Here is a 12,690-nt window from a genome sequence, read left to right as displayed (position 1 = left end):
CGGCCGGAATGAAAGGGAGGGAGCCTGAAGGACGAGTGACCCCAATGTAGTCGAAAGCTCCGCTTTCGATCTGAGCGTAGCCGGAATGAAAGGGAGGGAGCCTGAAGGACGGGTGACGCCAATGTAGTCGAAAGCTCCGCTTTCGATCTGAACGCGGCTGGAACGAAGGGGAGGGAGCCTGAAGGACGAGTGACCCCAACGTAGTCGAAAGCTCCGCTTTCGATCTGAACGCGGCCGGAATGAAAGCGAGGGAGCTTGGAGGACAAGTGACGTCCACCGCCACAGAGGGAAAGCGGAGCTTCCCCCTACAATGTAGTCAAAGCTCCGCTTTCGACCTGCCGCCGCCAGCTCCTGTTGGCGACGGCTGACGAGGCCGAACCCGCAGCCTACTTGATCCCTTCCACCTTGCCTCCGGTTCCGCTGGAAGCTTCAGGTTTGCCCTTCTCCTTGGATACGTATTTCCAAGTGTCCTTTCCCGTCGGGATCTTGGTTTCCCGGGAGAGATATTCGGTGTCCGAAAGATGGAAGGTGACCTCCGACCAAGCCTCTCCCCACGTATAGGTGTCGTAGAAATAGTGGATCTTCACAGCCCATTTCATCGGACCGTCCGTGAGTGATGTGAGTTTGATCAAGGTGATTCGGGAAACATCGGGGTAACGCAGGTCCTTGAACTCGGCCGGAGGGATTTCGATGCTCTTGTCCTTGATCTGGATGCGGATCGATTTGAAGGCCACGCCCGCCTCATCCAATTTGACGGATGCCTTGATATCGTCCTCAAAGGTCCAATCGGCGCTCAATGCCTGCACGAGCTGATCCTGGGAAGCCTGGGAACGGACTCCCGCGCACAACAGGCAGAGGGAGGCTGCAAAGCACGTTTTCACTTTCATGGTCGGATGGGGTTCTCTGATGTCCGGCGTCGGAAAGACCGGATGCCGCATCCCCCTTCTATCAGGTGTGCCCGTGGCAGTGGAACACCGAAATACGAAACACAAGGCCCGGCCGCTCTTCCGGCCCCTTGGCCGCATCATCATCAGATCCCCCCCGCCGCCATCGGCTGAGTACGCCTGCGGTAGTAGAACATCGAATAACCGAGGACCGCCAGAAACCCCGCGATGCCCAGGAAAAAGCCCACGCCGCCCAGGAGCATGCCAAGCATCCCTTCGCGGAGAAACCCTCCCAGATGGGAAAGGGCGATGGTCAGGGCGCAAGGCATGTATGCGGCGGGAATCGTCCAAAGAATCGCCGCGGTCAGGGCCTTCGGATTTTTGAACATCGCAGGGTCCTGCCGCTCCGGAGGTCTGGTACGCCAGTCATAGTAGGTGATCGAAAACCAGAGGACCAGGCAGAACACCGCGATGCCCACGGCGAGGTGGGTGAGCGTCAGGAAGAAGTTGGCCACATCCCCCAGGACTTTCATCCCCAGGATCCACTGGGCCAGAGGCAGGACCACCGGCAGACATGCCGCCGCGGTGGTCCAGACGATCGTCGCGAACAGGGCTTGTGGATCCTTGATCATTGGCAATTCCTTTCTCTTTCCCTGCTGCGGTGGACCTCACTTCCCGGTGAAGTCATTGGATGCTCAGCGATCTTTGTTCGAATTTTTGCGATAATACCGCATCGACCACTGGATGGACATGACGGTTCCAGCTATCCCCAAAGAGAAGCCCAATAGGGCTCCGATCATCGCCAAGCCTTCGTCCCTGAGGATCAACTGGCCCACCAACGAAAATACGATTGGCAAAATGAAGGGGAGGGCCAGCGAAGATGCCGCCACGATGATCGACGTCAAAAGGATCGCGGTATTGTCGTCATTGTTGTTCATTTGTACGTCCATTTTGCGGATCTGGGAACAAGGCCGTCGCAGAGGCAGAGGTAAGAAATGCGGCCTCGTTGCAGTCTCAGGGAGTCGCCTCGGGTGAAGGTCATTGGCAAATTATAGAACGAACCGGAATGCCAGCCGCTTGCATCCGTTTTGAGTATGGTCAAAACCACGGGATCGCGACGGGTCTCGACTGCGCCCGCGCTTCTCATGAACGTCCTGAAATCCCTGCCCAACGTCGAGCCCGACGATGAGAGGGAGGTCGAGGTGGAGGTTTGGGCAAGATCCATCCAAGACTTGTTTCCACCATAATTGGCACCCTGGTAGTTGCTGTTCAAATCTTCAGCGGTATAGGCGCTCTCAGAGGTATTGAGGAAGGTTCCATACCAAAGAATGGGGACGCCTGACAGTCTTTCAAGCTTCACGCTCAGTTGGGCCACTTCATTGGCCAGGGAAGCCACGTATGAAACCGCACGATTCGTAACATAGGCGATTTTGGCGGTATTGTAGTAGTGAGCCATGTCAATCCAACCATATTTGCAAGTAAACACCCAGCGGTTCCCCGGACCGGCGGTCATTGTTCCATCCACCACGTTGTGGTCATAGAACTTCGACACGGTATGCAGGGCACCGGCCCGGGTCATTAACCGGAGTGCCAGGCCGACGCTTTGCGCGTCGGTTGGAGTTATCGGCAAAGTCATGAGGACCGCCTGGGCTTTGATGAAATCCGACTCGGCAGGTTTTTCAGCACCCGAGATACCCCGGACCGCTTCCGCCGGTCCGATCACGCCCGCCTCGTGGATGTAGAGGCCCAGGACGTCGATGGCATTGATGCCCCGGTTGGCGGAGAAGTTGTAGAGGTTCGCCCCACCCAGTTCTCCGGACGGGTCCTGCGACAGCCATGAACCGTTGCGGGCATCGTAATAACGGTATCCATAGTAGAGAAGGCCGGTCTCGGAGTCCGTGTATTTCGTGCTGAAGCCGAAGTTCAGGCGGTCCGCCGGGGTGCTTCCTCCGGTGAGCTTGTAGTGGGTCACCAATTGCCCGAAGGGGGAGTAGTCTCGCCGGTCCACCACGCTGCCGCTGGTGTCCACCCACGCATTCACGTCCCCGCTCCCGCTGTAGGCGGGATAGTAGGTGGCGGTGGTGCCTCCATAGAGCTGGACGGCCAGCAGCCCGCCCACGCCGCCCGCTCCCTGCGGGGAGGAGGAGAGGTCGTCACCCCAGGTGTAGGATGCGTCCAGGGTCAATGTCCCGGAGCTGGCGGAGGGAGCGGTGTATTCGGCGATGAGATTCCACCCGTCGTACAAGAACCGGCGGCTGCTCACGAAGGTCCAGGTGGTGCCATCGGTGGAAGACTCCACGGACTTGGCGACCCGGCGCCCCTGGGAGTCGTAGGTGAAATCCAGCCGCGTGCGGGGGACTCCCGCAGTGGCGGCTGCGGACGTGGTCTCCATGCGCGCGAGCCGGTTTTCCTTGTCCCAGGTGAGGTTCCAGCGGCCGTCATTGGTCAGATTGCCATCGGCATCATAGGACGGGGTGAAGGTGGCTGCGGGAGTCCAGGTGTGGCCCGTGACGGTCACGCCGTTGCTCACGATCGTGTCATTGCTCCAGAGCGGCGTGGTATTGGTATCCGTCAGTTGCTTGGAGAAGAATCCCAGGCCGCCGGCCCGGGCTGCGGTGGCTCCATTGACAGTGACGGCGTCGGCCACGGGAGCCTCGCCGAGAATCCAGCGGGTGCCGGGGGTTTCGATCTCCGCATACTGGTTGAGCGCGTTCGCCTCGTAGGCTACGGCGGTACCGCCGCCCATCACCGCCGAGGTTCGGTTGCCGATGCTGTCATAGGCATAGGAATACGCGTGCCCCGGGATGGCATCGGAGTTGGGGAACTTCTTCGTGGCGGCGGTCACCTGTCCGCGGCTGTCATAGCTGTAGTCCCAGAACTGGTTGTTCTCCCGGCGGTTCCGGGTGCGCCGGTCCGCGGCATCATAGGCATAGCCATGGCGGCTGACCGTGGCGCTGGCGCCATTGGTCACCTGGGTGCCGGTCACGCGTCCGAGCCTGTCATGATAGTCCGTGCGATTCAGCACGGTGGTGGAGGAGTAGGCGGTCGCCCGTGTGGAGAGGATCGCGGTGCCCGGGAGGTAGGCCGAGGTATGCGTGCTGCCGCCGCCGGTGACCGCCAGCGTGCGTCCGGCGGTGTCGAAGGTCCTGGTGACGGACGGTCCTCCGCCGGATACCGCATGGCCGTTGCCCCGCAGGGAGGAGTCCCAGGTGTAGTCTATTTCCAAAGATGCGAGGGGACTGGATGAATCGTAGGTGAGGAGATCCAGCCCGCCGGTGGTGGAATGGTAGGACGAGGTGCGGGTGCCGCTGCCATCCGTGATCATGGCCGGGCGTCCCAGGCGATCCCGCGAGATGGCCACATCCGGAGTCATCGGATCGTCATAGACGATATCGGTCAGATCGCCGAATCCATTGTAGCTGTAGCCGGTGTCTCCGCCCCGCGCCCATGTCCGCGTCTGGATGCGGCCCGCGGAGTCGTAGACGTACGCCACCTCATGGCTCCCGGCGTCCGTCTTGCTCTTGAGGACTCCGGTGGCTGCATCGTATTCCCATTCCGTCAGGTCGCCGGGATCGCTTGGCGATGAGGTCCGGTAGGTCCGCATGCCGGTTCGTTCACCCAGCGTGTTGTACGTGTAGGTGATGCGGTTCGTGCCGCTTCCCTTCACCTCCGTGAGCAGCCCCATGGCATTGTAGGAGACCTGCTCGGTCTCGGAGGCGGCGTTGGTCGTTTCCTTCAACTGGCCTGCGGAGGCCACGTTCGGCGCATAGTAGGCGTAGCGGGTGGTCTTGTTCTCGTGATCGGTGGTGCTCTCCAATTGGCCCGCGGAATTGTAGAAGTTGGTGGTGATCGCCCCCAGGGCGGATGTCTGGCGGATCAACCGGCCCGCCGCATCGTATGCCATGGTCTCGGGATTGGCTGACCCGTAGACCGAGTTCGAGATGGTCTTGCCATACTGGCTGATGGAAACCTGATCCGGGGAAATTGAAGTCGCGGAGTCATCGGAGGAAACCACGGTGGTCGCCGTGTCGAAATACACGTCCTTGTGGAGGGTGGTCGTGGTGGTTCCGTCCGTCTTCGTGGATACCCACTGCAGGCCGGAGCCATGGCTGGATGAAACGGACGAGGGCGTCACCGCGTTCCGGGAGGTCACCACGTAGGCGTCCGTGGAATCATCGGTGTGGAATGCCTTCTTCACCGTCTCCAGGAACCACACGCCGCTTTCCTTGACGAAGCTGGATGATGTTTCCGTCAGCCTGTCCCCGCTGGAAACCGATGGTCCGTTGTCATCGGTTTCCACGCCGGAGAGAGAGTAGTGGCCCATCAGCGCCTCCGCGGAGACCAGCGGGGAGCTTCGCACCTGGTCCGGAGTATTGGCGGCGGTGGAGGTCATCCGGAGCCATACGGGGATGCCGTCCGCGTATTCATAGGTCACGGTGATGGGATCTCCTCCCGCGGGATCCGGCGAGATCTGCTCCGAGGTGGAGCCATCCAGATTGGTGACCACCGAAACGCGGCGCAGGCCGGTTTCCGTGCCGAGGATGGTGGTGTGGGTCAGGCGTCCCGTGGCATCCACGGAATAGTCATGAAACTCCGGCACGGTGCCATTGCCCTCCTTCGATGCGAGCTTCCCATCGTAGTGGAGGCTTTCCGTGACGCTCACGTTGCCGGGGGCCTTGCGGGTCACGGTTCTGCCGCCATCCGCATAGCTGGTCTCGACCTTCGCTCCCGTGGCATCCTGAGAGAGAATTGTCCGTCCGGCCGCATCAAGAGTCTCCACCGAAACCCGCGCGCCGTTGACGAAGGTCGTGGTGGTGGCACCGGAACGGCGGTAAGTGGTGGTCACCGCAGGGACGGTGCTGTTGCCGGATGTGGTGGTGCGGATGACCTCTCCGGAGGCATCGGTCTCGGTTTCAGTCATCGCGCCTTCTTCATTCCACTGGCGGATGACCAGCGGGCTGACGTACTCGGTCTTCGAAACATAGACGCCATTGGTTTTGCATCCCGTGGGACGATAGGGGAATGCCGTCTCGTACTCGTAATCCTTCGCCAGGGCGACCTCATAGACTCCGGAGCCATTGCAGATCTGCTGCTCCTCCCGGACCACGCCGTTCGGACCGTCGATGGTCACCTGCTTCGTGCTGTGGGAGGGGACATGCGTGAAGGAGGACGGGCCGTGGGGAACGGACGGATCTCCGCCGACGTATCCACTGGAGACCGACGTGCGCAGGAACGCGCCATCCGGATCCGCGGAAAACCCGCTGGAGGAGTCCCAGTCACCCTTTTCGTATTCCCACAGGCTGCCCTTGCCGGAAGCATCCCAGGACATGGCCGTGCGGCTGCTGAGCCACACCGGGTCCGCATCCTCGCCGTGGGTGATGCTGTAGGAGGCGATGACTCCCGGATTTGAGAGGGCCAGCGGAATGCCGCCCGAGCCATCCAGGGATCGCACCTGGCCGGAGGCTGAGTAGTAGTAGGACTTTCCTCCGGAGGTATAACCGGACCCGGACGAAGTCTCATACGCGATGGGAGTCCCCGCGCCGCCGGCATACACGGTCGTCAGGCGGGTGTCCGTCACCGAACCGGATGAAGTCGTGGCGACCACCGGGCCGCTCATCGACACCACACCTCCGGTGACGGTCATGGTGGATTCGGACAGCCATGGCGAGTAGGTCGTCTTGACCGTTGGATCGATCGTCGAATACTCGTGATAGACCCATGAGCCGTCCGGGTTTGAAACCGTCTGGAGCCTGCCGTCCGAATAGAAGGTCGTATAGGTGGTCAGCTCGTCTCCTGATTCGCCGGAGTCGGGATCGACGGTGCTTTCGGTGATTTCGTAACCCCATGCCAGGAGCTCGTAGGTGTTGGTGGTGTCGGATATCGTGACTCCATCCCGTTTTTCGAGGATGTGCTGCTGCCAGGAGGTTTCCGAGGAAGCCGGGGGCACCGTGATGGTTTCCGTGACGATGGCGTCCTTGCGGGTGCGGAGTTGCAGACCATCGGTGCTGGCTTGGAAGCTGGAGGTGTGAACCACCCCGTGATTGGACTCGGTCATCTTCACTCCGGCGGCGAGCCCGTTCCCCGTGGCCACCTCGATCCGGTAGTAGCTGTGGGGAGTCCCGCTGAAGGCATGGGAGGAAGCGTTGTATTGGGCCGGTGTGTAGACCTCCACCAAGGTGGCGGCCGCTCCCTCCAGATCGGTCGCAGCGGAGCTGCCTGAATCCCAGCCTCTCACGCGGAAGACACCTTCCGGAGCGATGATGTGGGATTCCTCCACCTCACTGGCCCCGTTCAATTGCGAGTATTGGCTGACGAGCGGTGAGATCCCGGAAGTGACTTCCGTGAGCGCGTCCACTTCTATTCCCGCCGGAGAGGCGAATGACGAGGACACCGTGCCATACTTCGCCAGGTAGCCTGCGGACCGGTAGCCTCCACCCACCAGGGCGGACCCCAGCGGGATCTCATAGCCCATGCCGGGAGCCTTTTGGGTGATGCCGGCCGGGCCTTCCGGGGGAGAGAACTCCGCCGCGCTCGCCGAGATGGTGGCCTGGCTGCCCGTGCCGGAAGTGCCGGCCGCCTTGTCGGATTTCGGCCCCGCGACCCGGATGAGCACCCGTGACGGCGTGTAGGTGTATCCGCCGCCGCCCGGGATTTCCCCCACGACAATCCGTGCGGTCGTTCCCCACAGCCAGGTGGCTCCCTCGTCCATCGAATACTCGATGGTGCAGTGGGGGAAGTTCAGGTGTACGTTGGGATCGCACATGATCGATGATGGCGAAGCCACCTCGATGGAGAGCGCGTAAACGGTATCCCGCTTCAGTTCCTTCTCGGTCGGACTTTTGATTTCCGCGGCCGTGGCGTCACCGGGGCCTTGGAACTTGAGTTTGACTTCATCCACCTTTTCATGGGTCACCGGGTCCTCGGTGTACAGGATATGGTTGGCTGAGAGCCGGACCTTCGGCTTCGCACAGTTGCAGTCTGCTCCCAGCACGGGAGCGAGGGTCGCGGTGAGCATGCCCAGGAGCGCGAGCAGCGGGTGAACGGGAAAACGCTTCATGATGGGAAGGAGAGGAAGAGGGTCGGAGGAAAGGGGTGGGGAAGGAGGTCAGCGGGTTTTCGCGAGCGTGAGCGAACGCAGGTTCACCACGCCCAGGCCGGGCTTGGAGACAGGGACGAGGCGCAGCTTCGAGGCTCCGGCGGTGAGCTTGAGCGTGGGGCCGGCCACGGTTTGGAACTCGTTCCAGGAGCCGGTGGAGGGGATCTCGAAGCGGCCGAGTTCCTTGTCCCCCTGGACGATGGCGAGGATGGAGCCGGAGGAGTCCGCGGCGCAGGCGATGTCCCAGGTGGTGCCGTAGTCCGCGGTGGCGGCAGGCTGGATGTTCCACTCGGCGGTGTCCGCCACCTCCGTCCAGAAGCCGATGTTCTGCTCGATGGTGGAGGGCTGGCGCTCCAGGCGGATCTTCGTGCCCTGCAGGCGGGCGATGGAAACGCCGAGGGTCATGCGTCCGTCCGCATCCGGCTCAAGCGCGCGTTCCTCGATCACCGGCGCGCCCTTGACCACCACCTTCACGATCCGCACCGGCGAGGCGGTGGCATCGGAAGGAAGATCGAGGCTCCATGAATTCCCGGAGCGGGTGAAGGGCACCTTGCGCCCGCCCGCCAGCAGCTCCGCGGAGACGATCGCATTGGTGAGGCCGGGCAGCAGGACCTTGCCGTCCTTCGGCTGCTCATACAGATGGGCGTAGATGGCGGTGTCTCCGGAGGGCAGGGTCTTTTGCGTGCAGCCGCCATTCCACGGGATCGGCAGGAAGGGCGAGCGCGTGGTGCCGTAGATGGCCTCGCCATTCACGCGCAGCCAGCCGCCGATCTCGCGCAGGGTGCTGGCGGCGGCATCCGGGATGCGGCCGTCCGCTTCCGGTCCCACGTTGAGCAGCATGTTGCCGCCGCGCGAGGAGGTCTCGCTGAGCAGGCGGATGAGGGAGGCGCCGGATTTCCAATGCTGGTCGTTGCTCTTGTAGCCCCACGTGTCATTGCAGGAGAGGCAGAGTTCCCAGTCTCCGGCGGGGATCAGCTCGCGCGGCAGGGCGTTCTCATAGCTGCGGAAATCCGCGGGCGTGCCCGGGCTGAGGCGGTCGTTGATGAGCGTGGAGGGCGGCACCGCGGCGCGCACGGCGGCGGCGCGGGAGGCATTCATGCCCACGGGCGTGTCGAAGAAAATGCAGGCGATCGGCCCGTAGCGCTCGGAGAGTTCCTTGATCTGCGGCACGGCGATCTTCGCGAGGTAGTCGTCGAAGGAGCCCTTCTGGCTTTCATCCCACGGCTGGCCGTAGGTGCCGCCGCCGGGATGGTACCAATCCTGCGCCTGCGAGTAGTGGTAGCCCAGCGGCATGTTCCGTTTCCGGCATTCCTCCACCAGCGGCATCAGCAGGTCCTGCTTCCGCGGCGTGGCGTCCACCGCGTCCCAATCGGACACCTTCGAGTCGAAGAGCGCGAAGCCGTCGTGGTGCTTCGCGGTGACGACGATGTACTTCATGCCCGCCTGCTCGGCCAGATCGACCCAGGTCCCCGGCTGGTAGCCGTCCGGCGCGAGGCGTTCCGCATACTTGCGGTAGTCTTCCCGGGAGATGCGGCCGTGGCACATGATCCATTCGCCCAGGTGGCGCACGGGCCTGCCATCATGCACGCCCGCGGGGACGGCATAGACGCCCCAGTGGACGAACATGCCGAACTTCGCGTCACGCCACCACGCCTTGCGCGGGTCGTCCTTGGTTACTGGAATCGTAGTAGTTGGCGCGGGTGCGGCGTGGGCGGCGGCGCCGGCTGCCAGCAGCAGGGAGGCGGCCGCAAGGATGCGCCACTTCTGGAAAGCGAACGGATGCATGGGAAAGGAAACGGGGAAGGAGGAGGGGACCGTCTGCCGGGCCTATTGCAGCGGGCTGGTCACCATCAGCGCCGGTGCGGTGAAGTCGCTTCCCTCCGGAGAAAGCGGATGGGGATCGACATCGTCCGGCAGACCGTCGCCATCGCTGTCCGCCTTGTTCGGGTCCGTGCCGTTCGTGATCTCGTCCGCGTTGCTGATGCCGTCCCCGTCGTTGTCGCCGGTGCCGGCGGCATGGAGTTGCTGGAACCACCGGTACTCCCACAGGTCCGGCAGGCCATCGGCATCCGCTCCGGTTTCACGATCCACCGTGAAGTCGAGCGAGAACACCGCCTTGAGCTGGCCGATGGTGGCCACGGCCTTGTTCTGGTCATCGGCTGTCGTCGCGGTCCACGGATAGAACGTGCCCGTGGAGGGCATTTCGTAGTAATCGCGCTCCGTGGCGAGCCAATCGGGGGCCACCGCGTGGATCCGTGCGTAGAAGGGCGCGGCGATCGCCTTGAGCTGGCCGATCAGCAGCGGCGCGCGCTGCGCGTCCTTTTCCGCCTGGGTGACGGGAGCATCCCAGGAGGCCAGCGGCTTCCCGGAGCCGACCAGATCCGCCTCCACCTGCTCCGCCACGTCCGGCACCACGCTCCGCAGCGTCTCCAGCGCGTTCTTCGCCACCCACTTGGCCTGGCCGATGTTCGCCACGCCGTGGTTCTCCGGAGTGGCGGCGGGATCGATCACCGGCGGGGTGCCGTTCGACCACCAGGTGGGGGCGACGGCAGGGGCTGGAGTGGTGATGCTGGCCGCCAGCAGGGCGGGGAGCAGCAGGCGCGTGCGCGCGGAGAGGTGGCCGGTCATGAGGATGAAGGGAGATGGAAAACGGGAATCTGGCGGAAGTACGGGATCACTCGTAGATGCCCATGGAGATGTCCCCCTGCGCTTCATCGAGGAGGACCCTGCCCTTCAGGCGGGTGTGGCCTTCCACGACGAGGGCATCGCCATGGGAGGACGCGGTGGCATCGGACGGCGTGTCCAGTGGCGCGGAAGAGGACCAGAACTTGTTCGTCAGCGTGGTGCGGCCGTTCTTCAGCGTGGTGATGGCGTTGGAATACTCGGCGGGGGAGGCACCGGGGTTGCCATTGCCCAATTCGAAGAGCGCCTCGGTATTCACCCACGAGGTGTGGTTTGCGGCGGTCAGCAGGCCGCCGGCGGAGAGGTTTCGCGAACCGAGCGCTGTCTGTGCCAGTGCTTCCGTGGTGAGTTTGTAGCCGGAGGCAAAGGAGTATTTGCCATTGGCGATGTTCTGGTATCCGCCGATTGCCACAGAGCCATCACCTTCCGCGGTGTTTGCGATATAGCTCAACACATCGACGCCGCCGATGGCGATTGCTCCATCGCCATTGGCGGTCCCTGCGGACAAGGCGGTGGAAGCTTCACCGTAAGCCTGTCCTCCGGCCACCGCGAATGCGGCAGTTCCAGGTGCATAGCCACCGGATAACGCGGACGAGTAATCACCCGTGGAGTTCGAGCCGCCTGCCGCGAAGGAATAGTCGCCGAAGGCGTTGGATGCCTGGATAGCCATCGAGCCTACGGCGCTGGCTCCGGCGGCATCTCCAATGGCTATTCCGCCGCTTGTCGCTCCCGTGCCATGTCCGATCGCGATGCTGCTGGAACCCTCACTGGAAGCCCAATCCCCGATCGCAAGCAGACCCGTGCCGTTCGTGGTGGCTCCGGAACCCCAGGCCTGCTTGAGATATTTGTTCGTGGAGAGGTAGTTCGTAGTGACGGCGGAGTACCCGCCCACCGTGAGTGAACCCGAAATCACCACGTTGCCGTTGTTGAGCACCACCAGCGCGTTCGAGCGGTCTCCGGAGCTGGTGCTCGTGCCATTGCCGACGATGAGGGTGGCACCGGAGACGGTGGCGTTGAAATGGCCGAGCGTGATCGTCTCCGCCTGTGCGAGATTGCCGCGGCCGATGGCGATGGCCCCGGAATCCGAGGTCTCGTTGTAGGTGCCGATCAGGATCGTCCCGTTCGGACCATTGGCGGTTTTTGTCAGCGTGTTGGACTGGCCCAGCAGGAGGTTGCCGGAGCCGGAGTAGGTATGGCCGGACTCGGTGTAGATGGCATTGTTCTGTCCCGCGATGAAGGAGCCGCTCTCATACTCCATGGTATTGTTCTGGCCCGTCACCAGACCCAGCGAGCTTAGGATGTGGTTTTCGTAGCCCAAGGCGAATGCGGCGTAACTGTCGGGGTCGATTGTCTGGTTGCTGCCGAAGGTTCCGCTGGCCCATCCGAGGTTCGCCTGGTATTCGCCGATCGCCGCGCTGTAATTGGTCGCGGAGACATGCGTGCCCACGGCGATGCTGGAGACGGAGGCGACATTGTTCGGATTCATGGCCGCATCTCCCGAATCCGGCGCGCCAATGGCGATGCTGCTTCCGGAAGCGGTATTGTAGATCCCCATCGCGATGCTGTTTCCGGAGGCGACGCAGTTCGGAGTGGTGGTGGTATCGCTCATCCACTTGATCCCGCCTGCGATGCTGCTTCCGGAAGCCGTGTTGTAGTTGCCGATCGCAATGGACTTCTCCGTGGTATCCACCACGTTGTTGGCACCGGTGTTCAGACCATCGGTGACATTGATATTCGTGCCGGTCGCCAGCGTGGAGAGGGCGGCAGTGAAAACAAGGGGAAGGAAAGAAAAGAGCCGGGTTTTCATCTGGAAATAGGGGATGAGGGCGAATTGATCGGAAAAAACCAAAGGATATTGGTGCCCGGATCCCGCCGGAACCAGTGACCAATGTCAATGATCCGGTCTGTGAAAAATATGTGAAGGCGGTCTTCCATGGACTATCATCTGTGGATCTCTGGTAGCAATTTCGGCCATATCATCGCAAATGACTCCCACCTGCCGGTGCCTTGCGGGAGATTTGCTTTTCC

General features: G+C 62.5%; 7 protein-coding genes. All 7 read right to left on the bottom strand.

Translation table 11 applies throughout. From position 1 onward, the window contains the following. Positions 1 to 386: 386 nt before the first annotated feature. Positions 387 to 887, bottom strand: a complete 501-nt coding sequence (locus KBB96_RS09525) for a hypothetical protein (protein WP_211634463.1) — start codon at positions 885 to 887, stop codon at positions 387 to 389. Positions 888 to 1,030: 143 nt separating this feature from the next. After that, a complete protein-coding gene (locus KBB96_RS09520; RefSeq protein WP_211634462.1) occupies positions 1,031 to 1,516 on the bottom strand; it encodes a hypothetical protein in 486 nt (161 codons plus the stop codon). Positions 1,517 to 1,579: 63 nt separating this feature from the next. Next, on the bottom strand, positions 1,580 to 1,822 hold the full coding sequence (locus KBB96_RS09515) for a hypothetical protein (protein WP_211634461.1): 243 nt from the start codon (positions 1,820 to 1,822) through the stop codon (positions 1,580 to 1,582). Further along, a complete protein-coding gene (locus tag KBB96_RS09510) occupies positions 1,819 to 7,941 on the bottom strand; it encodes an RHS repeat domain-containing protein (protein WP_211634460.1) in 6,123 nt (2,040 codons plus the stop codon). The genes KBB96_RS09515 and KBB96_RS09510 overlap by 4 nt, the downstream gene beginning before the upstream one ends. Positions 7,942 to 7,989: 48 nt before the next feature. Then, positions 7,990 to 9,765, bottom strand: a complete 1,776-nt coding sequence (locus KBB96_RS09505; protein ID WP_211634459.1) for an alpha-L-fucosidase — start codon at positions 9,763 to 9,765, stop codon at positions 7,990 to 7,992. Between the two features lie 42 nt (positions 9,766 to 9,807). Next, positions 9,808 to 10,608, bottom strand: a complete 801-nt coding sequence (locus KBB96_RS09500) for a hypothetical protein (RefSeq protein ID WP_211634458.1) — start codon at positions 10,606 to 10,608, stop codon at positions 9,808 to 9,810. Positions 10,609 to 10,654: 46 nt separating this feature from the next. After that, positions 10,655 to 12,469 (bottom strand): hypothetical protein, encoded by a 1,815-nt coding sequence (locus KBB96_RS09495; RefSeq protein WP_211634457.1) that lies wholly within the window; start codon positions 12,467 to 12,469, stop codon positions 10,655 to 10,657. Positions 12,470 to 12,690: the final 221 nt, after the last annotated feature.

The sequence above is a fragment of the Luteolibacter ambystomatis genome (assembly GCF_018137965.1).
Taxonomy (GTDB): Bacteria; Verrucomicrobiota; Verrucomicrobiia; order Verrucomicrobiales; family Akkermansiaceae; genus Luteolibacter; species Luteolibacter ambystomatis.
Note: the sequence above shows the minus strand (reverse complement) of the source record. Positions and strands in the feature narration are given on the sequence as shown.

Excerpts from the sequence above, each read along its gene's own strand:
- KBB96_RS09525 (WP_211634463.1), bottom strand. The coding sequence starts at position 887 with ATGAAAGTGAAAACGTGCTTTGCAGCCTCCCTCTGCCTGTTGTGCGCG.
- KBB96_RS09520 (WP_211634462.1), bottom strand. The coding sequence starts at position 1,516 with ATGATCAAGGATCCACAAGCCCTGTTCGCGACGATCGTCTGGACCACC.
- KBB96_RS09515 (WP_211634461.1), bottom strand. The coding sequence starts at position 1,822 with ATGAACAACAATGACGACAATACCGCGATCCTTTTGACGTCGATCATC.
- KBB96_RS09510 (WP_211634460.1), bottom strand. The coding sequence starts at position 7,941 with ATGAAGCGTTTTCCCGTTCACCCGCTGCTCGCGCTCCTGGGCATGCTC.
- KBB96_RS09505 (WP_211634459.1), bottom strand. The coding sequence starts at position 9,765 with ATGCATCCGTTCGCTTTCCAGAAGTGGCGCATCCTTGCGGCCGCCTCC.
- KBB96_RS09500 (WP_211634458.1), bottom strand. The coding sequence starts at position 10,608 with ATGACCGGCCACCTCTCCGCGCGCACGCGCCTGCTGCTCCCCGCCCTG.
- KBB96_RS09495 (WP_211634457.1), bottom strand. The coding sequence starts at position 12,469 with ATGAAAACCCGGCTCTTTTCTTTCCTTCCCCTTGTTTTCACTGCCGCC.